This is a genomic window from Streptomyces sp. NPDC048643 (assembly GCF_040650615.1).
Lineage (GTDB): Bacteria > Actinomycetota > Actinomycetes > Streptomycetales > Streptomycetaceae > Streptomyces.
The window spans coordinates 122,290-146,607 of the sequence record NZ_JBEZHO010000014.1; the positions used below are offsets into that span (position 1 = coordinate 122,290).

The 24,318-nt window shown below is 71.6% G+C and carries 20 protein-coding genes; 6 read left to right on the forward strand and 14 right to left on the reverse strand.

Annotated features, from left to right (window positions below):
- The 6 genes from AB0C62_RS16820 to AB0C62_RS16845 form a co-directional block, all read right to left on the reverse strand.
- Complete coding sequence (locus AB0C62_RS16820) at window positions 1-942, reverse strand: type II secretion system F family protein (protein WP_362973759.1); 942 nt, start codon at window positions 940-942, stop codon at window positions 1-3.
- Window positions 943-970: 28 nt separating this feature from the next.
- Window positions 971-2,311, reverse strand: coding sequence for a CpaF family protein (locus AB0C62_RS16825; RefSeq protein WP_081219135.1), 1,341 nt, complete (start codon window positions 2,309-2,311; stop codon window positions 971-973).
- An 18-nt stretch (window positions 2,312-2,329) separates the two neighbouring features.
- A complete protein-coding gene (locus tag AB0C62_RS16830; RefSeq protein ID WP_362973861.1) occupies window positions 2,330-2,641 on the reverse strand; it encodes a TadE/TadG family type IV pilus assembly protein in 312 nt (103 codons plus the stop codon).
- Window positions 2,642-2,982: 341 nt separating this feature from the next.
- Window positions 2,983-4,602 carry an AAA family ATPase gene (locus tag AB0C62_RS16835; RefSeq protein WP_362973761.1) on the reverse strand — a complete coding sequence of 540 codons (1,620 nt, stop codon included), beginning with the start codon at window positions 4,600-4,602 and terminating at the stop codon, window positions 2,983-2,985.
- Between the two features lie 150 nt (window positions 4,603-4,752).
- Entirely contained in the window at window positions 4,753-5,466 is a 714-nt protein-coding gene (gene cpaB / locus AB0C62_RS16840) for a Flp pilus assembly protein CpaB (protein WP_081219132.1), read from the reverse strand.
- Between the two features lie 180 nt (window positions 5,467-5,646).
- Window positions 5,647-6,528: a hypothetical protein gene (locus AB0C62_RS16845; RefSeq protein WP_362973763.1), complete on the reverse strand. Its 882-nt coding sequence runs from the start codon at window positions 6,526-6,528 to the stop codon at window positions 5,647-5,649.
- A gap of 379 nt (window positions 6,529-6,907) precedes the next feature.
- On the opposite strand from AB0C62_RS16845, the gene AB0C62_RS16850 reads away from it, so the two are divergent.
- The 3 genes from AB0C62_RS16850 (at window position 6,908) to AB0C62_RS16860 (ending at window position 10,574) form a co-directional block, all read left to right on the forward strand.
- Window positions 6,908-8,599, forward strand: coding sequence for a glycoside hydrolase family 18 protein (locus AB0C62_RS16850; RefSeq protein WP_362973765.1), 1,692 nt, complete (start codon window positions 6,908-6,910; stop codon window positions 8,597-8,599).
- A 149-nt stretch (window positions 8,600-8,748) separates the two neighbouring features.
- Window positions 8,749-9,264 (forward strand): SigE family RNA polymerase sigma factor, encoded by a 516-nt coding sequence (locus tag AB0C62_RS16855; protein ID WP_362973767.1) that lies wholly within the window; start codon window positions 8,749-8,751, stop codon window positions 9,262-9,264.
- Window positions 9,265-9,329: 65 nt separating this feature from the next.
- The gene (locus AB0C62_RS16860) at window positions 9,330-10,574 is read left to right on the forward strand and encodes a hypothetical protein (RefSeq protein ID WP_362973769.1); all 1,245 of its coding nucleotides are present in this window, start codon (window positions 9,330-9,332) and stop codon (window positions 10,572-10,574) included.
- Window positions 10,575-10,581: 7 nt separating this feature from the next.
- Here the strand turns inward: AB0C62_RS16860 and AB0C62_RS16865 are convergent, their stop codons facing one another.
- Entirely contained in the window at window positions 10,582-11,901 is a 1,320-nt protein-coding gene (locus AB0C62_RS16865) for an Nramp family divalent metal transporter (protein ID WP_362973771.1), read from the reverse strand.
- Window positions 11,902-12,200: 299 nt separating this feature from the next.
- Between AB0C62_RS16865 and AB0C62_RS16870 the strand changes: the two genes are divergently transcribed.
- Window positions 12,201-13,571, forward strand: a complete 1,371-nt coding sequence (locus AB0C62_RS16870) for a M14 family metallopeptidase (RefSeq protein WP_362973773.1) — start codon at window positions 12,201-12,203, stop codon at window positions 13,569-13,571.
- Between the two features lie 69 nt (window positions 13,572-13,640).
- Here AB0C62_RS16870 and AB0C62_RS16875 read toward each other — a convergent pair whose 3' ends face one another.
- The 5 genes from AB0C62_RS16875 to AB0C62_RS16895 all read right to left on the reverse strand — a co-directional run bounded on the left by AB0C62_RS16875 (window position 13,641) and on the right by AB0C62_RS16895 (window position 18,378).
- Entirely contained in the window at window positions 13,641-14,393 is a 753-nt protein-coding gene (locus AB0C62_RS16875; protein ID WP_362973775.1) for a hypothetical protein, read from the reverse strand.
- 87 nt (window positions 14,394-14,480) lie between these two features.
- A complete protein-coding gene (locus AB0C62_RS16880) occupies window positions 14,481-15,959 on the reverse strand; it encodes a gluconate:H+ symporter (RefSeq protein WP_362973777.1) in 1,479 nt (492 codons plus the stop codon).
- 142 nt (window positions 15,960-16,101) lie between these two features.
- Entirely contained in the window at window positions 16,102-16,512 is a 411-nt protein-coding gene (locus AB0C62_RS16885) for a RidA family protein (protein WP_355865364.1), read from the reverse strand.
- Window positions 16,513-16,519: 7 nt separating this feature from the next.
- A complete protein-coding gene (locus tag AB0C62_RS16890; protein WP_362973779.1) occupies window positions 16,520-17,275 on the reverse strand; it encodes an IclR family transcriptional regulator in 756 nt (251 codons plus the stop codon).
- The gene (locus tag AB0C62_RS16895) at window positions 17,272-18,378 is read right to left on the reverse strand and encodes a sugar kinase (protein WP_362973781.1); all 1,107 of its coding nucleotides are present in this window, start codon (window positions 18,376-18,378) and stop codon (window positions 17,272-17,274) included. The genes AB0C62_RS16890 and AB0C62_RS16895 overlap by 4 nt, the downstream gene beginning before the upstream one ends.
- 208 nt (window positions 18,379-18,586) lie before the next feature.
- Between AB0C62_RS16895 and AB0C62_RS16900 the strand changes: the two genes are divergently transcribed.
- Complete coding sequence (locus tag AB0C62_RS16900) at window positions 18,587-19,864, forward strand: amino acid deaminase (RefSeq protein WP_362973783.1); 1,278 nt, start codon at window positions 18,587-18,589, stop codon at window positions 19,862-19,864.
- 16 nt (window positions 19,865-19,880) lie between these two features.
- Window positions 19,881-21,509: a D-aminoacylase gene (locus AB0C62_RS16905; RefSeq protein ID WP_362973785.1), complete on the forward strand. Its 1,629-nt coding sequence runs from the start codon at window positions 19,881-19,883 to the stop codon at window positions 21,507-21,509.
- An 18-nt stretch (window positions 21,510-21,527) separates the two neighbouring features.
- Here the strand turns inward: AB0C62_RS16905 and AB0C62_RS16910 are convergent, their stop codons facing one another.
- Both AB0C62_RS16910 and AB0C62_RS16915 read right to left on the reverse strand, forming a co-directional pair.
- On the reverse strand, window positions 21,528-22,409 hold the full coding sequence (locus AB0C62_RS16910) for a serine protease (protein WP_362973787.1): 882 nt from the start codon (window positions 22,407-22,409) through the stop codon (window positions 21,528-21,530).
- A gap of 136 nt (window positions 22,410-22,545) precedes the next feature.
- Window positions 22,546-24,300 carry a P-loop NTPase fold protein gene (locus AB0C62_RS16915; RefSeq protein WP_362973789.1) on the reverse strand — a complete coding sequence of 585 codons (1,755 nt, stop codon included), beginning with the start codon at window positions 24,298-24,300 and terminating at the stop codon, window positions 22,546-22,548.
- Window positions 24,301-24,318 lie beyond the last annotated feature (18 nt).

Sequence of the window (24,318 nt, forward strand, 5' to 3'; positions counted from 1 at the left end):
TCACACTTCGATCTTGCCGAGCCGGCGGATGACGAAGAAGCCCACGGTGTAGAGGCCGAGGGCCAGCAGCACGAGGCCCTGGCCGAGCGGGGAGCCGGTGACGCGGGCGAGGGCCCCCTCGTTCGAGGAGTTGATCAGGACCAGGGAGCCGATGCCGAGGAACGGGACGGTGAAGGCGGTCGCGTTGACCTCGGAGAGCATCGTGCGGACCTCGCGCCGGGTCTCCTTGCGGTCCTCCAGCGTCTGGGTGAGGTTGCGCAGGGAGTTGACCACGGAGCCGCCCGCCTTGTTGGCGAGGACGAGCGTGGTGACGAGGACGATCAGTTCGCGTGACGGCAGCCGCTCGGACAGTTCACCGAGCGCGTCGTCGATGGTCCGGCCCAGCATCAACTGGTCGGCCACGTGCGCGAGTTCCTCGCCCGCCGGGGCCTCCAGCTCCTCGGCCGCCATGGCGAGTGCCGTGCGCAGGGCGAGGCCGGCCGCCGTGGCGTTCGCCAGCAGACGCGCCACGTCCGGGAGTTGGTTGATGAACGCCTCGATGCGTTTCTGGCGCTGCCAGTTGAGGAAGATGGCCGCGCTCCACACCCCGAGGACGGCGGCGATCGGGCCGAAGAAGGGGGCGAGGGTGGCGGCGGCGATCAGCCAGAGGGCGACGACCACGGCGGTGACGTAGGTGAAGAACTCCCCCGCGGTGATGTCGAGTCCGGTGGCCGAGAGGCGGAGGTGGATCGTGCGGCCGAGCCGGGTGCGGCGCAGCCTGCGGTCCACGCCCGCGAAGTGCCGGACACGACCGGCGCCGGTGCGCGGTGGGCCGGTGCCGGAGAGGCGGTCGACGAGCGCCCGGCGCTGGGCTCGGCCCGAGGCGTAGGTGTGCACGCCCGCGACGGCGAGTGTGCCGCCGAGGACGGTCCCGCCGAGGGCGAGGAGGGCGGGGTCGTTCATGGCAGCCTCCCTTCGGAGGTGGGCGGGGTCATCCGATGGCCTGCCGGGTGGGGAGGAGGTCGATAGCCTCGGCGACGCCGAAGGCGGGCGGCAGCGGCTCGTTGGCGACGTACAGCTTCTCGGCGACCGAGCGGGGCAGCGGGAGGTGCTCGAAGTGGCCCCGGACGACCCGGTCGGGGCCGACGGGGCGGGGCACGAACCGGGTGACGGGGCTGACGCGGAACTGTTCGCGGCCGTGCGAGACGAGGAGCGCGATCTCGGTGACCTTGCGGGAGCCGTCGGCGTGCCGGGAGAGCTGGACGACGACCTCGACGGCGGAGTTGATCTGGTCCTTCAGCGCCTCGAAGGGGATCTGGACCTCGGACATGGAGCCGAGGGTCTGCAGGCGCATCAGAGCGTCCTCGGCGGAGTTCGCGTGGACGGTGGCGAGCGAGCCGTCGTGGCCGGTGGACATGGCCTGGAGCATGTCGAGGGTCTCGCCGCCGCGGACCTCGCCGACGATGATGCGGTCGGGTCGCATGCGCAGGGAGTTGCGGACCAGGTCGCGAATGGTGATCTGGCCCTTGCCCTCCACGTTCGGGGGCCGCGACTCGAGGCGGATGACGTGCTCCTGCTGGAGCTGGAGTTCGGCGGAGTCCTCGATGGTGATGATGCGCTCGTGGGACGGGATCAGTCCGGAGAGCGCGTTCAGCAGGGTGGTCTTGCCGCTGCCGGTGCCGCCGCTGACGATGACGTTGAAGCGGGCTCGGACGAAGGCCGCGAGCAGCATGAGCATCTGCTCGTCGAGGGAGCCGAGGCCGATCAGTTCGGGGAGCGTGTAGGCGCGGGGGAAGCGGCGGATGGTGAGGGTGGGGCCGGTCAGGGCGAGCGGCGGGATGATGACGTTGACGCGCTCGCCGGTGGGCAGGCGGGCGTCGACCATCGGGTTGGACTCGTCGACGCGGCGGTTGACCGTGGAGACGATGCGTTCGATGGTCTGCATGAGCTGCTCGTTGGAGGCGAAGCGCAGCGGCAGCTGTTCGACGCGGCCGGCCCGCTCGACGAAGATCGAGTCGGGGCCGTTGACCATGATCTCGGTGATCGACGCGTCGGCGAGGAGCGGTTCGAGGACGCCGAGTCCGAGGGCCTCGTCGACGACCCGGCGGATCAGCTGCGAGCGTTCGGCGGAGGAGAGGACCGGGCCCTCGCGGCTGATGATGTGGCCGAGGACGCGTTCGAGGCGGACGCGGCGTTCGGCCGCGGCCAGGCTGGACATCTCCGCGAGGTCGATCTCCTCGAGGAGTTTCGCGCGGTAGACGGCGACGAGGTGTCCGTCCTCACGGGCGGGTCCCCCCTCGTCGGGGGTCGCGATGCGGGAACGCAGGCTCATGGTGTCGGCTCCTCCCGGTCAGTCGTCGGTGGGCATGGTGGCCTGGCGGGTCAGGTCGTAGCCGCCGAACAGGGGGATGAGGCCCGGGACGTGGACCGTGACGGTCGCGGTGGTGAGGTCGGCCCCCTGGGCGGGCGCGACCTGCGGGTCGAGCCAGCCGCTGACGGCGGCCTGTCCGGCGGCGGCGCCGTCGCCGCCCTGGGAGGCGACGCGCGCGGCGGCCCGAGCCCCGGAGCCGGCCTGGTTGGCCCCGTACCCGATGAGGCCGAGCTGGATCGTCGCCATCCCGATGAGCAGCAGGATGGGCAGGAATCCGGTGAACTCCAGGATGGAGACGCCCCGGTCGTCACGGAGGCGGCGGGTGACGCGGCGGGTGCGGCGATCGGCGTTCGCGGCAGGGGGCCCGCTCGCGGCAGAGGTCCGGTGGGCGGTGCGGGGCGCCAGGACGGCGCGTGTCGCGGGGGCGGCGGGGGCGTTCTCGTCCCTGCCGGCTCCCGCGGCACGGGGCCCGTCGGCGGCACGACGGCCGGTCGCCGTACGGCCGCTCCCGCCCCGGCATCCACCGCCGCGCGGCGCGCGGGTCGGACGGGTGCCGCCCGGTTCGTGCCGCCCGTGCCGGAGTCCGCGGCCAAATCCCGGCCGGAGGAGCGGTGTTCGTCGCAGGAACGTCCTCATCCGTCGTCCCCTTCCAGTGCCGCGCCCGCTGTGCCCTTCACGTGGAAGCCCGCGTCGAAGCCGGGGAAGAACAGCGGCACGTCGACGTCGACGGTGGCCTTCATGACCGAGCCGGCCGGGGCGCAGCCGATGTCCGCGCCCTGCCATGCGCCGGGGAGGTGCTGGTCGCCCGCCGCCGCGCAGGCGCCGCCGACGTCGCCGTTCACCGCGTACGCGGCGGTCGCGGCCCGTGCCGCCTCGTCGGCCGCGTTGCCGGCGAGGGAGTACGAGTAGCCGTACAGCACGCACTGCCACAGGATCGTCATGACGACGAGCAGCAGCGGGAACATACCGGCGAACTCGAGGGTGACGGCTCCCCGGTCGCCGCCCCGGCGGCGCAGGCCGATCGCGCCGCGGTCGGCCACCGGTGCCTTGCGCCGTCGGCCGCCGGCCCCGCCCTCCTGCGGGACCACGAGCCCCAGCTCGCCGGCCAGCGTCCACAGGGCCTGCTTGACGGTCGAGCGGGCGTCCAGGTCCTGGAGCCGGCCCGCGTCGACGACGGCCTGGAGTTCCTTGAAGGCGGCGGGGACACAGGCGCGGGCGACCTTGGTGCCGGTGACGCGTTCGACGAGGGACGGCTGGATCTCCGTACCGCGGGCGAAGCGGTTGACGACCGTGGTGGTCTCCTCCGCCTTGCGGATCTGGAGGCGGTCCCACATGCGCACCATGCGCTTGGCCGCGCGGACGGCGACGACGTCGGGGGTGACCAACAGCAGTGCCACGTCGGCCAGTTCGACAGCGGCGGCGGTCGCCGAGTTCATCTGGGAGCCGCAGTCGACGACCACCACGTCATGGCGGGAGCGGAGCGCGCCGAGGACCTGGCGGGCCACCCGGTCGGTGACCTCCTCGCCGCGTTCGCCCTCGGCGGGGGCGAGCAGCAGGGCGACGCCGCTGTCGTGGGTGTAGACGGCGTCCTGGAGGACGCGCGGGTTGATGTCGGTGATGGCGGCGAGGTCGGCCACCGAGCGCCGGAACTGCACGTCGAGGTAGGACGCCACGTCGCCGGACTGGAGGTCCAGGTCGAGCAGTGCGACGTTGCGGCCGGACGCCTGTGCCGCGAGGGCGAGTTGGACGGCGGTGACGGTCGCGCCGACTCCGCCCTTGGCGCCGGTCACGGTGACGACGGTGCCGCCGGGGCCCGTGTACAGGGCGGGTGCGCCGCTGTGCAGGTGGCGGCGCATGCCGGCGGACCAGGAGGCGGCGGCCTGGACGCGTTCGGCGAGGGCGTCGTAGCCGAGGGGCAGGCCGATGATGCCGCGGGCGCCGGAGTCCATGGCGGCCGTCAGGACGCCGGTGCTGGTGTCGGCGGTGATGAGGACGACACCGACGGCGGGGAAGCGCATCACCAGGTCGCGGATCAGGTCCAACGCCGGTACGGGACCGATGCGTTCGTGGACGAGCACCACTTCGGGCAGTTCGTCCAGGGATTCGGCGGCCAGCCGTGCCAGCATGTCGAGCAGGGCGGTGGAGTCGGCGACCGGCGGGGCGGGTTCGGCGTCGGCGAGCTGGCTCAGCAGGGTGGTGAGCGCGCGGGCGGAGTCGATGTCGCCGACGGCGGAGAGGATGCGGACGGTCATCGGCCCAGCTCCTCGTCGACACGGGGTACTCCGGGTCGGCGGACCCCGGCGGCGTGCGTACGGGACGCCGGCGCCGGATCGGTCGTACGCGGGAACCTCGGGTGGGGACTCCGGCAGCGCCCCGTGGGCATGGACGTCATGCGCGGCCTCCTACTTGTCCTCGTCGAGGGTGTACGTACGGTCGCCGGGTGCGACGGCCGCGTCGGAGCCTCCCGCGACCAGGGCGAGCCGGACGTGTTCGGCGAACGACTCCGCGTACGCGACGCGTTGGGCGTCGGCGGTGCCGAGCGCGAAGGTGATGGGGACGGCCTGGTTGGCGTTGTTGCGCCGGTCGGAGCTGGACTGGCCGGGGTCGAGCGCGGTGAGTTTGCCGACGTCGATGACCCGGGCGTTCTCGACGATCACCTTGGACTGGTCGACGCCCTTGTCGTTCTCGGCCTTGAAGGTGGCGTAGATGTTGACCCGCGAGCCGGGGTTGATCTTGCCCGCGACGCCGGTCGCGGCGTCGATCATGATGGCGATCTCCTGCTGCCCGGCGGCCAGTCGGGGCCGCTCGACGATCATGTCGGCCTGAAGCAGCGAGCCCTTCTCCAGCTGGGTGACGGCGATCTTGCCGCGGATCTGGGAGAGGCTGGTGACGGCGGTGGACGACAGCCACCGCTCGGGCATCGAGATCTTCTCGAACTGGTCGGCCGTCAGCTCCTTGTAGGGAGCGATGTCGTCCTTCAGGCGGTACGCCGTGACCTCCGGGCCGACCTTGGAGTTCACGTCGCGGATCACCGAGAGGACTCCGGCGAAGGCGCCGAGGGCGCACAGGACCGAGAGGACCAGCAGGATGACGCCGCGGCGCTGGCGCGAGTTCACTGAATCTCACCTCGTGGAGCGGGACCGGGGACGGGACCGAGCTGTCTGTTCTGCCAAGGTGCCGGGGGGTGTGCCCCGGGGTGCTGCAGCATGCTCCGGACAACCTCGATCTGCGGGGGACGGCGGGGTCGTGCGGTGGTGCCTGGTGCTGTTCGGATGTGCCCGGTGGTGCGGAGGGGCCTAGGTGGCGCCCCGGGGCAGTGCGCGTACCGAGGAGGATGCCCGGACGACGGTGGCCGGAAGCTCCTGGGCGGAGGGTGGTGGCAGGGGCGCGGCGCAGAACCCGCAGCGGTCACCGATGAGTTCGAGGCCGCACCAGTGGCACTGCTCGCGCCGGACGGACGAGACGAGCTGGTAGAGCACGGAGACGTCGTACAGTCCGGCGGCGAACTCGACGAGGCGTGACGTCCCCCACCAGCGGGCCGATTCGGCGGGCAGCGGGACGGTCGCGGCGCCCTGGACGCGCCAGGCGGGGGCGAGGGTCTCGGTGACCCAGTCGGAGGGCGCCTGCCCCGCCGCCGAGAGCAGTCGGGTGCCGAACTCCGGTCCTGAAAGCTCCTGTTGGCCGACTCTGACGATCTCGGGGCGCGGGTTGGCGAGAACCGCGAACTGGGCGCCCGGCACCCACGACTTGGCGTGCGAACTGAGGGTGACCGGGACGCGGTCGAGCTTGGCGACCGAGCCGAGCAGGGCGCCCGCGTAGATGTAGTGCGCGAGCAGCCGGGCGGCGGAGGCCAGCACGCCGGGGCTGAAGTCACAGACGGACAGCTGGCGCAACTGCTGGGCCAGCAGGGCGATTCCGAGCGGCGGGAGATCGAGTCCGAGGAGCGCGATGCGGTCGCTCTCCAGGACGGAGCGGACCGTGCGCAGCCGCTGGGTGACCGCGCCCTCGGCGGAGGACGGGTACAGGGCGATGACGTATCCGTGCTGCTCGATGAGGGCGTGCATCCCGGTGAGGGAGTCCTCCAGGGTGTCCAGGGGCTGGACGACCGCGGGCGGGGTCTGCCGGTCGTGCGGTGGGAGCACCAGGTCGGGACTGGTGACGGCTATCGCGGTCGGCACGCTGCACACACCCCGTTCGCTGGGGCGGGGTGGTCAACCACCGCCTCAGATCGCCCCTTTTTATCGCCATGGAGCATCACGGACGACCTCGAACGGCCTCAGATCGTCACGGTGACGTCCTCTTGCATCAGCACCATATCCACGGCATGGCCCGCTCAACACCGAATCAACGAGATCATCTCACCGAAGGTGCGGGAGTGATCAACGGAGAGTAAGACGCGCGTGGGGCAACTCAAGGCCCTGACAGGGGTGTTGAGCGCTCCAGAGGTCTTGACAACCGGATTGGTCTGGACCAACTTGTATCCACCGGCGGTGGCCACCGTTCCGATCCCCCTCCCCCACCTCTCCCCCGGAGGACCCAGTGGACCGCGTCACCAGAATGCCCAGGCGGAGATGGGCGGGCACCCTCGCCGCCGCCGTCACCGCATCCGTCCTCTCCCTCACCGGTCTGGCCGGCCAGGCCCAGGCCGCGGACGTCAACAACGCCAAGAACGGCGGCTACGAGTCCGGCCTCAGCAGCTGGACCTGTTCGGCGGGCAGTGGCGCGACCGTCTCCTCGCCGGTGCACGGCGGCTCGGCGGCGCTGAAGGCCACGCCCGCCGGGCAGGACAACGCGCAGTGCACCCAGTCGGTCGCTGTCAAGCCCAACTCGACGTACACGCTCAGCGCGTGGGTGCAGGGGGGCTACTCCTACCTCGGCGCGACGGGCACGGGCACCACGGACGTGTCGACGTGGACGCCGGACTCCTCGTCCTGGAAGCAGCTGAAGACCACCTTCACCACGGGTGCCTCGACCACGTCGGTGACGGTCTACACGCACGGCTGGTACGGACAGGCCGCCTACTTCGCGGACGACCTCTCGGTGCTCGGCCCCGACGGCGGCGGGGGCGGTGACCCGGCTCCGACGGTCCCGGCGGCCCCCGGCGGTCTGGGCGTGTCCTCCACGACCTCGTCGTCCGTCTCCCTCGCCTGGAGCACGGTGTCGGGCGCGACCGGCTACAACGTCTACCGGGGCGGCTCCAAGGTCCAGTCGGTGACCGGGACGTCCGCGACCGTCTCCGGACTCGCCGCCTCGACGGCGTACTCGTTCCAGGTCACGGCCACGAACGCGGCCGGTGAGTCGGCCAAGTCGTCGGCGGTCACCGGGACGACCACCGCGTCCTCGGGTGGCGGCGGTGGCGGAGGCGGCGTGCCCGCGCACGCCGTGACCGGCTACTGGCAGAACTTCAACAACGGCGCGACCGTCCAGAAGCTCTCCGCCGTGCAGTCGCAGTACGACATCATCGCGGTCGCCTTCGCGGACGCCACGACCACGCCCGGCGCGGTGAGCTTCACCCTCGACTCGGCCGGCCTCGGCGGTTACACCGTCGACCAGTTCAAGGCCGACATCAAGGCCAAGCAGGCCGCGGGCAAGAAGGTCATCATCTCGATCGGCGGCCAGAACGGCACGATCTCGGTGAGCGACTCCGCGTCGGCCACGAACTTCGCCAACTCGGTCTACTCGCTGATGCAGACGTACGGCTTCGACGGCGTCGACATCGACCTGGAGAACGGTCTCAACGCGACCTACATGTCCCAGGCGCTGCGGTCCCTGTCCGCGAAGGCCGGCGCGTCCCTGGTCATCACGATGGCCCCGCAGACGATCGACATGCAGTCCACGTCGAACGGGTACTTCCAGACGGCCCTGAACATCAAGGACATCCTCACCGTCGTCAACATGCAGTACTACAACAGCGGTTCGATGCTCGGCTGCGACGGCAAGGTGTACTCGCAGGGCTCGGTCGACTTCCTGACGGCGCTCGCCTGCATCCAGCTCGAAGGCGGCCTCGCCCCCTCGCAGGTCGGCCTCGGCCTCCCCGCCTCCACCAGCGGCGCGGGCAGCGGCTACGTCTCCCCGACCATCGTGAACAACGCCCTCGACTGCCTGGCCAAGGGCACCAACTGCGGCTCGTTCAAGCCCTCCAAGACCTACCCGGGTCTGCGCGGCGCGATGACCTGGTCCACGAACTGGGACGCGTCGGCGGGCAACGCCTGGTCCAACGCGGTCGGCCCGCACGTCCACGCGATGTAACCCCGCCCCCACCGCCCGACACCCCTGACGCACCCCCCTTCCCCTTCACCCCGCTCCCCGCATCCGTGGGGGGCGGGGTGAAACATTTCCGGGGCCCGGCGCATCAAGTAAGTGACGGCGTCGAGTTCACGGTCACCCGGGGGAGTCGGATGAGGAAGGTTCAGGGGGACGGGTATGCGGAGTTCGCCGGTGCCCGGGCCGGGCATCTGTACCGGTCCGCCTGTCTGCTGACCGGCGGGGACGTCCATCTGGCCGAGGATCTCGTGCAGGAGGCGCTCGGGCGGATGTACGTCAGCTGGGGGCGGGTGTCACGCAGTGACAACCCGGCGGCGTACGCGCAGACCGTGCTGACCCGTACGTTCCTCGCGCACCGGCGGTTACGCAGCAGCTCGGAACGCGCGACCGACGTGTTCCCCGACCTTGCCGACCCGGCCGCCGCCGGCGGCGACACCCCGCTGCGGCTCACCCTCGTCGAGGCGCTCCGCGGGCTGCCGCCGAAGGACCGGGCGGTGGTCGTCCTGCGCTACTGGGAGGACCGCAGCGTCGAGGAGACGGCCGAGGTGATGCGCACCAGCTCGGCCGCCGTCCGCACCCGCAGCGTCCGGGCGCTGGCCCGGCTCCGCACGGTCCTGGGCGGCAGCCTCAGCGAACACGCGGCCCCCTGAGCGGACCGTCCCGCGCCCCTTCTCCTCCCCCGCTTCCTCACCTTCACCAGAAAGGGTGGTTCCCCATGCCCCTCGACGACTCTCCCGCCGACGACCTCCTCGAGGAACGGCTCGGCAATGCCCTGCACCGGGCCGGCAACGGGTTCGACCCCGACCGGCGGGCGCTGGCCGCGAAGGGCGAGGCGCGGGGCCGCCGGCTGCGGTCGCGGCGCCGGATCGCGGTGACCGGGAGCGTGGCCGGCCTCGCGCTCGTCGGGGTCGGCGGGGCGTTGCTGATGCCCGGTACGGACGACGGACGGGCACCGGCGGCCGCGGCCACCTCGAAGGCCGGTACGGAGAAGCACGGCCGGATGTCGGCCGCCGACATGATCCGCGCCCTCGAAAAGACGCTCCCCAAGGGCAGCTTCAGCGAAGAGGCGGGCCGCCCGACCGATCATCCGCTGGGCCCGTACGCGTACGCCGTCCACGACGACGGACACGGCAAGGCGGCCGTCTCGGTCGCGGTGAACCTGGTGGACCCCGCGAGCCCGGAGGCCGGGGAGGCGGTCACCTGCCCGGACAAGAGCACGGCGAAGTACGACGCGTGCCACACGAGCACGCTGAAGGACGGCTCACGCCTGATGATCTTCCAGGGCTACGAGTACCCGGACCGGCGCGCCGACACGAAGTACTGGTACGCCCAGCTCCTTTCGCCGACGGGCCGGCAGGTGAACGTCTCCGAGTGGAACGCCGCCGCCGAGAAGGACAGCCCCGTCACCCGCCCACAACCCCCGCTGTCGCCCGCCCGGTTGAAGAAGGCCGCGACGGCCGCCGTGTGGCAGACCGCGGCCGACCTGATGCCGAAGCCGTCCGAACCGGCGGCGCCCACGACGACACCGCACCCGGCGGCCGACGGCGAGGCCGTCCTGGACGACCTGGTCTCGCTCCTCCCCGCGGACGTCACCGTGACGTCGCGAGGAGCCGACGACCAGGAGTACGCCTGGGTGATCGTCGACGACGGCAAGGGCCGCAGCCTCGTACAGATCAACGTTCAGCCGAACATGGGCGACGTGGAGGGCCAGCTGTTCGGCGGCGCCGAGACCCTGCCCGACGGCACGAAGGTCGTCACGAAGAAGGCCCCCGGCGAGAAGGGCGGCGCCGGGGTGGTGATGTGGACCGCCGACACCATCCGGCCGGACGGGCTGCGTGTGGTGGTCTCCGCCTTCAACGCCGACCGGCAGGACGCGGCGGCCACCCGGACGGCCCCGGCCCTGTCGCTCTCCGAGCTGCGGGCGATCGCGACCAGCGCGAAGTGGCCGGGCCTCTCGTAGCGGCTGCCTAGAAGAACTCCGCCCACGGCTGGTCCCAGACCTGCTTGACGCACAGGACCAGGAACAGCACGCCCGCGATCACGAGCATGGCGTTGCTCAGCGGCCCGTTGCGCCATTCGCGGGGCGTGCGGGCGGAGTTGAGGAGGCGGAGCAGGGTCAGCGCGAGGAAGGGCAGAAAGGCCGCGCCCAGCACCCCGTACAGGATGACCAGGCGGAACGGCTGGCCCTGGAAGAGGAGGACGATCGGCGGGAAGGTCAGCCACAGGAGGTAGCCGCGGAAGGCCCAGGAGCGGTCGTGCCGGCCCGCCGCGACCTCCTCGTCCCCTTCCCGGCCGCCGCCGCGGTAGTGCGCGACGAAGTCCGCGAACATCAGGCTCACGCCGTGCCACACCCCGATGAGCGAGGTGAACGAGGTGGCGAAGAACCCGATGAGGAAGAACTTCGCGGTCGCCGTGCCGTATTCGGCGGCCAGGATGTCGCCGAGCTGGATCAGGCCCTTGTCGCCGCTCGCGATGGCCACGTGGGAGGAGTGGAGCATCTCCGCGCCGACGAAGAGCATCGCGATCACGAAGATGCCCGTGGTGGCGTAGGCGACGCGGTTGTCGAGCCGCATGACCTTCATCCAGCCGGTGTCGGTCCAGCCCTTGGCGTTGACCCAGTAGCCGTAGGCGGCCAGCGTGATGGTGCCGCCGACCCCGCCGATCAGGCCGAGGGTGTTGAGGACGGAGTCCTTCTCGTCGGGCAGGACGGGCAGCAGGCCCGCGAAGGCCTCCGGCAGGTTCGGCGTGACCCGGATCGCCAGGTACACCGTCACCACGAACATGACGCCCACCAGGACGGTCATGACCTTCTCGAAGACCGCGTACTTGTTGAACCAGACGAAGACGAGGCCGACCAGCCCGCAGGCGACGCCCCACCACTGGAGGTCCATGACACCGGGGAACAGCGCCTGGAGCGGCAGCGCGCTCGACGACATCGCGGCGGCGCCGTAGACGAAGCCCCAGACGACCACGTAGACGACGAAGAAGTACGTGGTCCAGCGGCCGAGGCTCGCCCAGCCGTCGAAGAGGGTGCGGCCGGTGGACAGGTGCCAGCGGCCCGCCGCCTCGGCCAGCGAGATCTTGACCAGGCAGCCGATGACGGCGGCCCACAACAGGGTGTAGCCGAAGCTGCTGCCCGCGATCAGCGTCGCGACGAGGTCTCCCGCCCCGACGCCGGTCGCCGCGACGACGATGCCGGGCCCGATGTACCTCCAACTGGACCTGCGGGGGCGGGAGACGGCCGGGCCGGTCTCCCCTGGCGCTGACGTGTCGGTGGTCTCCGTCATGCGGTTCAAGAAAGCGCAAAGGCGGGGGCGGGCACAAGGGCGCGTAGGCCGATCGCCACGCGATGTGCACAGCGCGGTACCAGAGCCCGCACCTCGGGCGGGGCGCCCGGATGACCCTCCGACGGCTCCGGCCCCGCGGCCGGTTCCCGTCACCCGCACATGGGCATCTCTTGACCTGCTCATGCCACAGCCGCACGATGAGCCCGACATCCGCACCGGCACGTCGCCATGGACCACCCCCCGCTCCACTCCACCATTCCGGAGAGACACCGGAATTCCAGGAGAATCCAGGAGATTTCATGCGACTTCGCACACGCGGCCGCGGCAGCCCCCACGGAACGCGAAGAGGCGGACGGCGCACCGCCGCACTCGCCGTCCTCGCGGCCCTCGCCCTCGCGGCCCCCCTCACCGCCACCGCCACCGACGCCACCGCGAACGGCGCGCGGACCCCCGCGGCCTCCCCCGACGACATCCGCCAGTACGAGATCCAGCAGGCCTCGACTCCGGTGTCCCGTACGGCGATCCAGCGCTCCGGGGTCACCGTGGACGAGTCCGACGAGGAGACCGTCGTCGTCTCGGGCCGCGCCGACCAGATCACCGCGCTGCGCCGCCAGGGGTACACCGTCTCCCCGCTGGGCGCGGCACCCGACCGCGCCGCCGGAGCCGGCGGCACCCGCCTCTTCGACTTCCCGACGGCCGACGCGAAGTACCACAACTACGCCGAGGCGAACGCCGAGATCGACCAGCGGCTCGCGGCCTACCCGAACATCATGAGCAAGCGGGTGATCGGCCGGTCCTACCAGGGCCGCGACATCATCGCCGTCAAGGTCAGCGACAACGTCGGCACGGACGAGAACGAGCCCGAGGTCCTCCTCACCTTCCACCAGCACGCCCGCGAGCACCTCACGGTGGAGATGGCCCTGTATCTGCTGCGTGAACTCGGGGCCGGCTACGGCGGCGACGCGCGCGTGACGAACATGGTGAACAACCGCGAGATCTGGATCGTCCCGGACCTCAACCCGGACGGCGGCGAGTACGACATCGCGACCGGCTCCTACCGCTCGTGGCGCAAGAACCGGCAGCCCAACGCCGGTTCCTCGTACGTCGGTACGGACCTGAACCGCAACTGGAACTACAAGTGGGGCTGCTGCGGCGGCTCTTCGGGCTCCAAGTCCTCGGAGACCTACCGGGGCGCGTCCGCCGAGTCGGCGCCCGAGGTGAAGGTGGTGGCCGACTTCGTCCGCGGCCGGGTCGTCGGCGGCAAGCAGCAGATCACCGCCGGGATCGACTTCCACACGTACAGCGAACTGGTGCTGTGGCCGTTCGGGTACACCTACTCGGACACCGCGACGGGCATGACGGCGGACGACCGGGACGCCTTCAGGACCGTCGGGCAGAAGATGGCCGCGAGCAACGGCTACACCGCCGAGCAGTCGAGCGACCTGTACATCACGGACGGCTCCATCGACGACTACCTCTGGGGCACCCAGAAGATCTTCGACTTCACCTTCGAGATGTATCCGACGTCCAGTTCGGGCGGCGGCTTCTACCCGCCCGACGAGGTCATCGAGCGCGAGACCTCCCGCAACCGGGACGCGGTGCTCCAACTCCTGGAGAACGCCGACTGCATGTACCGGTCGATCGGCAAGGCGGCGCAGTACTGCGTCTAGGGCACGGTCCGGCCGGTGGCCGGGGATCCGCGCGGCCGGACCGACCGGGCGCGCGGATCCCCGTACCGGCTAACGCTTTTCGGCCTCGTCGGCAGGCTTTCCGGCGGTCTCCGACGCGGAGTCCGCCACCTCGGAGTCCGCCACCTCGGAGTCCGTCACCTCGGAGTCCGTCACCTCGGAGTCCGCCACCTCGGAGGCATCCAACTCCGCCTCCACCGCTTCCGGTTCGGCTTCGGCCTCGGCACCGTCCTCGAAGTACGTGTCCAGTACGGCGTCGAGCTGCTCCTCCCACTCCTTGAAGCGGGAACGGGCCGCGGCCTCGATCTCGATGGGGTACCAGCGGGCGTCCGGCGTGTGCACCGTGACCGTGAACCGCTTGCCGAAGCGGGGCGACTCCGTCTCGACGGCGCCGATCTCGTCCCAGCGGAACTCCGCCTCCTGGTCGTCCAGACGCAGGCGGACGCCGCCGTGGTCGGCTCTGATCGAGGCCCGTCGGTCGGAGGCCTCGAAGACGGGGCCCTCCGGTACGGCGTCGGCCTCCTCGTCGGTCGCGGCGTCCGGCTCCGCTCCGGAGTCGGACTCCGCCCCGGCCCCGGCGTCCTCGGGGTCCGCGTCGGCGGGCGCCTCGTCGGACACCGCGTCGTCGGAGGCCGCCGGGTCGGAGGCCGCCGCGGAGGGTGTCTCCTCCGCGGCCGCCTCCCCGGTCTCCTCGACCGCGTCCTTCGGTTCCGCGGGCACGGGTGACGTAAGCCCGGGGATGTACGCCGGGTTCACCGCGGCGGCGTCCAGGGGCTGGCTCTTCGAACCTATGCGCTGCTCCACAGCCGGAAGTATGGTCGAAGATCCTGTGCCGGACACAGCCAGCCCCTACTTAGCTATGCCTCTGTTACACGGGGACGCCCGTCCCCCCTACACGAACAGGCTGACCACCGCGGCCACCGCGAACCCCGCGACGGACAGCACCGATTCGAGAACGGTCCAGGTCCGCAGGGTGTCGCGCTCGCTGATGCCGAAGTACTTGGCGACCATCCAGAAGCCGCCGTCATTCACGTGCGAGGCGAAGATGGAGCCCGCCGAGATCGCCATGATGACGAGCGCCACGAAGGCCTGGGAGTGGTCCCCCTCGGTGAGGAGCGGCGCCACGATGCCGGCCGTGGTGACGATCGCGACCGTCGCCGAGCCCTGCGCGACCCGCAGCACCAGGGAGATCAGATAGGCCAGGACGATGATCGGCAGGCCGACGTCGTGGAAGGTGTCCGAGAGGGCCTGGGCGACTCCGCTCGCCTTCAGCACGGCGCCGAAGATGCCGCCCGCGCCGACCACCAGCAGGATGTTGCCGACCGGCTTGAGGGACGAAGTCGACACGGTCTCCAAGGACTTGCGCGACCAGCCGCGCCGGATGCCGAGCAGGTAGTAGGCGAGCAGCAGGGCGATCGTGAGGGCCACGAACGGGCTGCCGAAGAACTCGATGACCGAGCGCGGGGTGGACGGGTCGAGCACGATCGAGGAGAAGGTGGCGGCGAGGATCAGCACCAGCGGCGTACCGATGATGCCGACGACCGTGCCGAGCGGGACGGGCTCCTCGCGCGGGTCGACGCCCTGTGCGCGCTGCTCCTCGACGACGGCCTGCTTGGCCTCCTCGGCCGCCTCGACCATGTCCTGCGGCACGGGGACGAAGATGCGCCGGCCGATCCAGGCTGCGTAGACCCAGGCGGCGAGGACGGAGGGGACGCCGCAGATGATGCCCATCAGCAGGACCCAGCCGAGCTGCACGTGCAGCAGTCCGGCGGCGGCGACCGGGCCGGGGTGCGGCGGCAGGAACGCGTGGGTCATCGACAGGCCGGCGAGCAGCGGCAGGCAGTAGAGCAGGATCGACTTGCCGGAGCGCTTGGCGGCGGCGTAGACGAGCGGCGCGAGGACGAAGATGCCGACGTCGAAGAAGACCGGGATGCCGAAGATGAGGCCGGTCAGGCCCATCGCGAGCGGGGCGCGCTTCTCGCCGAAGAGGTTGAGCAGGCGGGTCGCGAGAACCTCGGCCCCGCCGCTGACTTCGAGGATGGCGCCGAGCATGGTGCCGAGGCCGATGATGATCGCGACGTGGCCGAGGATGCCGCCCATGCCGGACTCGATGACGGAGACCGCGTCGGACTTCTGGACCGTGCCGAACAGTTCCGTGACGGAGAGTCCGGCGGCGAGACCGACGGCTATGGAGACGGCGAGCAGGGCGACGAACGGCTGAAGTCTGACCTTGATGATCAGGAAGAGGAGGAGCGCGATTCCGAGTGCGGCGACCGTGAGCAGTCCGGCCGTGCCGTCGATGAGGGTCAGGAGGCCGCCGGTGTGCGGTGGCGTCTCGGGGGCTGTCGCGGCGAGCGGATACGACGACATGGGCGGGGGGCCTCGATTTCGTAAGTCCATCGTGCTTTCGGGCAGGGGGGATCGCGGTGCGGCGCCTCCTGGATCGGGGGCGCCGCACCGTGATGACGTACGGGGTGCGGGAGTCGGACGGGCGTGAGCCCGGCGAGAGACGTCAGCCGAGAACGGCGAGGACGTCGATCTCGATGAGGAGTCCGGCCGGCAGACCGACGTAGACCGTCGTGCGGGCGGCGGGGGGCGCGGTGAGGCCCTGCTCCTCGAAGTACTGGTTGTAGATCTGGTTCATCTCGGCGAAGTGGTCGACGTCGGTGAGGTAGACGCGGATCATCATCGCGTCGTCCCAGCCGGAGCCGCCCTCTTCGAGGATCGCCTTGACGTTGGCGAGGGTCTGGAGGGTCTGCTCGCGCAGGGTGGGCCCGGCGGGCGTCGGGGGCTTGCCGTCCTCGGCGGGCAGGAAGCCGACCTGGCCGGCGACCTGGAGGATGTTCCCCTTCTTCACGCCGTGCGAGAACTTCGCGGGCGGGGTGGTGTGGGTGGAGGGGGTGAGAGCGGTCTTGTCGGTCATGCGGTGATCATTCCTTCGTGGGGGCTTTGCCGGAGTAGTCGCGGCTGATGGCGTCCGCCGTACGGCGCACCAGCGGGAGAAGGGTGAGGAGTTCGTCGGCGGTGACGACGACGTTGGGCGCGGAGACCGACATGGCGGCGGCGACCCGTCCGTCGGCGCCGCGGATGGGCGCGCCGACGCAGTTGATGGACTCCTCGTGGCCACCGAGGTCGGTGGCCCAGCCCTGTTCGCGCACCGTCGCCAGTTCCTTCATGAAGGCGGGGGCGCTGGGGGTCGAACGGGCCGTGTACAGGGGGTAGTCGAGCTTGTCGGCGACGGCGCGCCGCTCCGCCTCTGGCAGGTCGGCGAGGAGCAGTTTGGCGACCGCCGCGACGGTGATGGCGACGGGCTTGCCGATCCGCGAGTACATGCGCACCGGGTAGCGGCTCTCCACCTTGTCGATGTAGAGGACCTCGTTCTCCTCGTACACGGCGAGGTGGACGGTGTGGCCGCACTGCTCGTTGAGGCGGACGAGGTGGGGGTGGGCGATCTCGCGGACGTCGAGGTTCTCGACGGCCTCCTGGGCGAGGGCGAAGAGGCGGACGCCGAGGCGGTAGCGCTGGTCGGACTGGCGGTGGACCATGCCGTGTTCGTGGAGGGTGCGCAGCAGGCGGAGCGCGGTGGACTTGTGGACGCCGAGGCGTTCGGCGACCTGTCCGAGGTCGGCGGGGCCCTCGGCGAGCAGCGGCAGGATGCTCAGCGCTCGGTCGACGGTCTGGCTCATGGCGTACGTACCTCCTCGGCGGCCCATGCGTCGGCTTCGGTCCAGCCGGGGCCGAGACGAAGTGTCTCCCACGCCCGGTCGTCGAGGGCGGCCAGCCGGTCGGCGTGCCCGCGGGCGGGCGGCTTCGCGAGGTCGCCGGAGACGGTGAGGGCGGCGGCGGCCATCAGGTGGCCGTGCCGGATGCGGTCGCGGACGGGCAGGCCGCGCAGGGTGGCGGAGAGGAATCCGGCGGCGAAGGCGTCCCCGGCGCCGACGGCCGCGACGACGTCGACGTGCAGGGCGGGGACGAAGGTGCCGTCGGCCGGCGCGGTCCCCTCGGGGGCTCGCCCGTCGAAGACGACGGCTCCGTCCTTGCCGTGCTTGACGACCAGGACGTCCGGTTCGGGCAGGGCCTCGCGGATGGCGGCAGCCCCGTGCAGGCCCCAGGCGTCCCGTGCCTCGTCGTCGCCGACGAAGACGAGGTCGGCGCCGCGGGCGAGGTCGAGCAGGACGCGCGGGCCTTCGGGGTGGTCGCGCCAGAGTCCGGGGCGGTGGTTGACGTCGAAGGAGACGAGGGGGCGACCGGGGCGCGGGGCGGTCAGCTCGCGCATCAGGGCCAGGCAGTCGGCGGACAGGGCGGCGGTGATGCCGGACAGGTGCAGGACGCGCGCCGACCGGGTGGCGGCCAGGTCGGTGTTGTCGGCGGTCATCGCGGAGGCGGCGGATCCGGCGCGGTAGTAGGCGACTTCGTGGGCGTCGGTGGCCCGGTCGCCCGCGGTGCGGAAGTAGATGCCGGTCGGGCGGTCGGGGTCGCGGCGGACGGCGGAGATGTCGACCCCGTACGCGGCGACGGACTCCACCAGGTGGTCGCCGAACCCGTCGGCGCCGACCCGGGAGACCCAGCGCGCGGAGTGTCCGGCGGAGGCGAGGACGCACGCCACGTTGGACTCGGCGCCACCGATGCCCCGCTCGAAGGACGGCACGTCGGCGAGGCGCCCGGCCCGGGTGGGCAGGAAGGTGACCATGGACTCGCCGAGCGCCACCACGTCGACGACGCCGGTGTCGGGGCCGGCGGTGGCGCCGGCGTCGGGGGACGCGGCGCCTGCGGGTCCGTTGCTGGTCACGATGGTCGGGGCTCCTCGCTGTAGCGGCCGACGGCGGCGAACGGCACCGTTGACCCTGCGTTGGCTGGGATGTTAGACAGCAGTAAGCGACATGCGCAATGAGCGTTGCACACCATGCAACACACTGAGGCCGCAGCCCACCGAGCACCCGTTCCGAGTACCACCGAGCACCCGTTCCGAGCACCGGGACACACACCAAGGAGGCCCCATGAGCGCCGACACCGCCGCCGCACCGCTGGCCGCTCTCGCGGCGGACCGCGTCGACCACCGCTTCAAGGGCCTCCCCCCGGACGCGTACGGCCTGACCGTGGGCGAGCTGGCCGCCCGGCGCCGGAACCTCTTCACGGACGGCTTCACCACCCCGGTGCTGGCCCTCTCGGCCGAGCGTCTGACCCACAACCTCGAACTGATGGAGACGTACGCCACCCGGCACGGGCTCGCCTTCGCCCCGCACGGCAAGACGTCCATGGCCCCCCAGCTCTTCTGGAAGCAGATCGAGCACGGCGCCTGGGGCATCACCCTCGCCGTCCCCCACCAGGTGCGCGTGGCCCGCGCGTTCGGCGTCGACCGGATCTTCCTGGCGAACGAGCTCGTCGACGCGGCCGCGCTGCGCTGGATCGCCGCCGAGCTGGCCGGGGACCCGGACTTCCGCTTCGTCTGTTACGTCGACTCGGTGCGCGGCGTGGAACTGATGGACGCCGCCCTGGACGGCAGCGCCCGCCCGGTGGACGTGGTCGTCGAGCTGGCCGCAGGCGAGGGCGCCCGTACCGGCGTGCGTACGGAGGCGGAGTGCGCGGCGGTCGCGGACGCGGTGGCGGCCACCTCGACGCTCCGACTGGTGGGCGTCGCGGGCTACGAGGGCGAGGTGCCGGACGCGGACCCGGAGCGGGTGCGCGCCTGGCTGCGCCGGCTGACCGCGCTCGCGGTGGCCTTCGACGGCGCCGGGCGCTTCAAGGGCCTCGACGAGGTCGTGGTGAGCGCGGGCGGCAGCGCCTGGTTCGACGCGGTCGCGGACGTGTTCGCGGAGATCCCCGAACTCTCGCTGCCGGTGCTGAAGTTGCTGCGCTCGGGTGCGTACGTCTCGCACGACGACGGCCACTACCGGAAGCTGACCCCCTTCACCCGGGTTCCCGAGGAGGGCGCGCTGCACCCGGCGTTCCGGCTCTGGGCGCAGGTCGTCTCCCGCCCGTCCGACGGGCAGGCCTTCGCGAACGCGGGCAAGCGGGACGCGGCCTACGACCTCGACCTTCCCCTCGCCCAGGTGGTGCGCCGGGACGGTGTCGAGCGCCCGGCGGACGGCGTCGAGGTCACCGGCCTCTCCGACCAGCACGCGTGGCTGCGGACGGGACCCGGGGCGGATCTGGAGGTCGGCGACTGGCTCGGCATGGGCCTGTCGCATCCGTGCACGTCCTTCGACAAGTGGCAGCTGATCCCGCTGGTCGAGGCGGACGGCACGGTCGTCGACTACATCCGCACGTTCTTCTAGAGGAGTGGGTCGTTCCATGGATCACGCCGATCTCGTCCTCCGGGACGCGGACGTCGCCGACGGCAGCGGCACGCCCTCGTACCGCGCCGACGTGGCCGTCAGCGGCGGCCGGATCGTGTCCATCGTGAAGGAGGCGGCGGCCGCGGGCTGTCAGCGGCCGCGCGGGACGCGTGAGGTGGACGCGGAGGGACTCGTCCTCGCCCCCGGCTTCATCGACATGCACGCGCACAGCGACCTCGCGCTGCTGCGGGACCCGGACCACAGCGCGAAGGCCGCGCAGGGCGTGACCCTCGAAGTCCTCGGCCAGGACGGCCTGTCCTACGCGCCGGTGGACGACCGGACGCTCGCCGAGGTCCGCCGGGCGATCACCGGCTGGAACGGCCACGGCGAGGACATCGACTTCACCTGGCGCTCCGTCGGCGAGTACCTGGACCGTCTCGACCACGGCTTCGACGGCGAGGGCATCGCGGTGAACGCCGCGTACCTGATCCCGCAGGGCACCGTTCGGATGCTCGCGGTCGGCTGGGAGGACCGCGAGGCCACTCCCCAGGAGCTGGACCACATGCGGCAGTTGGTCGCGGACGGGCTGCGCGAGGGCGCGGTCGGCATGTCCTCGGGACTGACGTACACCCCCGGGATGTACGCCAAGGACGCCGAACTCACCGCGCTGTGCCGGGTGGTGGCGGAACACGGCGGCTACTACTGCCCGCACCACCGCTCCTACGGGGCGGGTGCCCTGGAGGCGTACGAGGAGATGGTGGCCCTCACCCGCGAGGCGGACTGCCCGCTGCATCTCGCGCACGCCACCATGAACTTCGGTGTGAACGAGGGCAGGGCGCCCGACCTGCTCGCCCTGCTGGACAAGGCGCTCGCGGACGGCGCGGACATCACCCTCGACACCTATCCGTACACGCCCGGCTGCACCACGCTCGTGGCGATGCTGCCGAGCTGGGCGAGCGAGGGTGGGCCGGAGGCGATCCTCGCCCGGCTGCGGGACGACACGACCGCCGAACGCATCCGGCACCACATGGAGGTCCTGGGCGCCGACGGCTGCCACGGCGTCCCGATCGAGTGGCACACGATCGAGATCTCGGGAGTGGGCGACCCGGACCTCGGCTGGTACGTGGGCCGGTCCGTCCAGGACTCCGCCGACCTGCGCGGCGAGGCGCCCTGGGTCACCGCGCGCCGGCTGCTCGTCGAGGACGGGCTCGGCCCGACGATCCTCCAGCACGTCGGCCACGAGGAGAACGTCCGCGCCATCATGCGGCACCCGGTGCACACCGGCGGCTCCGACGGCATCCTGCGCGGCGACAAGCCGCACCCGCGCGCCTACGGCACCTTCCCGCACTATCTCGGCCGGTACGTACGGGAGTTGGGCATCCTCTCCCTGGAGGAGTGCGTCGCGCACCTCACCGGCCGGCCCGCCGCCCGGCTGCGGCTGCCCGACCGCGGGCTCGTCCGCGAGGGCTACCGCGCCGACCTGGTCCTCTTCGACCCGGCGACGGTGGCGGCGGGGTCGACCTTCGAGGCCCCGCGCACGCTGCCGACCGGCGTCCCGCACGTCCTGATCGACGGCCGGTTCGTCGTCGAGGACGGCCGCAGGACGGACGTCCTGGCGGGACGGGCGGTCCGCCGCACGGCGTGACCGCCCGCCGCCGTCGCCCTACGGCTTGGGCAGGACGCAGCCGCTCGCGGCCAGGTTGAGCTTGTTGCCGGTCGTGAAGCACGCCGGGATCTGGTAGGTCTCCTCGGCGTAGTTGATGCCCTGGCGGACGGTGACGTTGCCGCTCGCGTCGACCTCGCACGGGTTGTTCACCGTGCAGCGCTGGCCGTCCTCGTTGCCGGTGTTGTTGACGGCCACGACCTTGCCGGTGGCCTGGTCGACGACCGGGGAGCCCGAGGTGCCGCCGATGGTGTTGCAGGCGGAGGTGTAACGGACGGAGTCCTTCCAGGTCCAGTCACCCTCCTTGAGGCGGTACACGAACCCGTCGACGTTGCAGTTGTAGAGCTTCTTCCAGTAGCCGGAGGCCACGGTGATGGCCGTACCGGTGTTCGGGTGCGTGTTCTGCACGGTCAGCGCGCTGATGCCGTACGAGTTCCTGATGGTCGCGTAGGTGCTGGTGAGCTGGTAGATCGTGATGTCCGTGTCGGTCATCGTGGAGTACGCGACCTTGCTGGCCCGCAGCGTGGCGACCTTGGTGCCGGCCGAGTTGAGCAGGCCGAAGGTCCGGCTGGAGCTCTGGCCGACGATCACCTCACCGGGCTCCGGGAATCCGGTCTCCAGGCAGTGCCCGTTGGAGAGCACGAGCGCCGGGTCGGTGTCCGCCGAGTTGGGGAAGCGGACGACGGATCCGGAGCAGTTGCTGAGCGCGACGGTCCCGGCGAGGCTGACGGCCTTCAGGGCCGGCGCCCTGGTGTCCGCGGTGAGGGCGGAGGCCGAGCTGTGCGCGGGAGCCGACTCGGGCGCGGGTGCCGCGACCGCGGGTGCCGCGCCGGCCCCGGCGATCACCAGGGCGAAGAGCGCGGCGACGAGAGGCTTTCTCATGTGGGGGTCCCCTCTTGCGACGTGGGGCGACCGGAGGTCTTCCGGCCACCTTCTGTTTTGTCATGCGCATTGTGAGGGGGGTGGGGCGGGTGGACAAGAAGCGGTTTCCGGCCGGGGATGTCCCGAACAACACCCTTTACAGAACGGCCTGTTCGTACGCCTCCTGGACGGAACGGAGGAGCAGCGCCTCACTGGTGGCGACCCGCGCGTCGAGCGCCCGCGCCCGGGTCTCGCGGTTCGGCGTGACCCGGTTGGTGAAGAAGACGGCGGGCCCCCGGTAGAGCCCGCTCTCCCGCCACCCGGCCAGATCGGTGAGCCCAGCCGCGCGGTCCGACCCGCGCTGCACGTCGGAGACGAGCAGGTCGATCCGGTCGGCCACGAGGGCCCGCTCGGCGCCGTCCCGGTCGGTGGCCACGCGCACACGCGCGCCCCGCTCCTCCAGCACGTCGACGAACCGGGTGTTGCGCTCGGGGTGGTCGTCGACCCAGAGGATCTCCATCCCGGCGTACGGCCGCCGCGCGGTCCCGGTGCGCGCGGGCTCCGGGTCGCCGTCCGGACGGGCCGACGCGAGCTGCGGAACGCCCTGCTGCAACCGCCCCACGAGGTCGTCCACCTCGGCCAGCGCCATCAGGTCCTCGATGAGCCGGCCGAAGTTCGCGTCGAGCGCCAGCTCCGGGAACCCGGTAGGCAGCTGCTCCTCCAGGCGGGCGAGCAGTTCGCTCCAGTCCTCGGCCGCGTCCCGCTCCGGCGCGACCAGGTCGTACGCGCGCAGACAGCTCACCGCGACCGCCCAGTCCCCTTCGACGGGCCGGGCGAACGGCTGACCGAGCACCCGGCGGGTCGCCCGGTAGCGGAGGAACTCGCGGGCGGCGTGCACGTCGGCCCCGTCGCGGGCGAGCAGCACCCGGTAGAAGTCGGGGTACAGCTGCTGGAGGAGCAGGACGCGGATGACGGCCTCGGCGCTGAAGGCCTGCCAGACGGGGTTGAGCGCGGACTCCAGGCCGAAGCCGTTGATGAGCCGCTTGATCCGGCGCGGGTTGCGGGCCGAGCGCCGGGCGATCAGCTCGGCGAGGTGGTCGTTCAGCAGGTCCTGGATGCCGGAGCGCCGTGCGCACGCGTCCACGTACGCGCGGACCTCGGACACCGCCGGGACCGGCACCCGGTAGCTGGTCTGGAAGATCTTCTCCATGAAGGCCGACCCGGCCGGCGACAGGTCGCGCAGGAGTCCGCCCGGTCCGAGCGCGGAACGGTCGCACCCGACGACGAAGGCGAGCCCCGGCACGTCGAGGTACACCTTCACCGCCTCGCACACCGCGAGCACGGTCTCCTCGGAGCAGCGGTCGAGGTCGTCGATGAAGACGACGAGCAGGCGCCGGGTGTCGTGGGGCGCGGACGCGGTCCACTCCGCCGTCAGCTCGCGCAACGCGTCGCGCATGGCGTTGCGGGACCGGGCGTCGACGGACAGGTCCTGCCAGAGGCGGTCGACGAGGGCGGCGGCCCCGAGCGGTCCGGACAGGACGGTGAGCGCCGCCCGGAACACGCCGACGAGTGCCCGCCGCTCGGAGACGCGCTGCAGGGCGCGCCGCAGCACCCGGCGGTCGAAGCGCACGAGGACGGACTTGATCAGCCCTTCCAGGGCGTCGGCACCGGTGGAGGTCCAGGCGTTGTACCAAACGGTGTGGACGCCCTGTCTGGCCCCCAGCTCGGCGTCCACCAGCCGCATGAGGCTGCTCTTGCCCATGCCCCATCCGGCGTCCACCGCGAGGGTGAACGGGGTCGCGGCGCGCGAGTCGTGGAGCAGCCGGGCGAGTTCGCGGGCGGCCCGCCCGGCGCCCAGCAGATCGTCCCCCGGCCCGGTCACCGGCTCGTCGTTCAACAGCGAGAACTCCATGCCCTGCCTCCCCCGTGC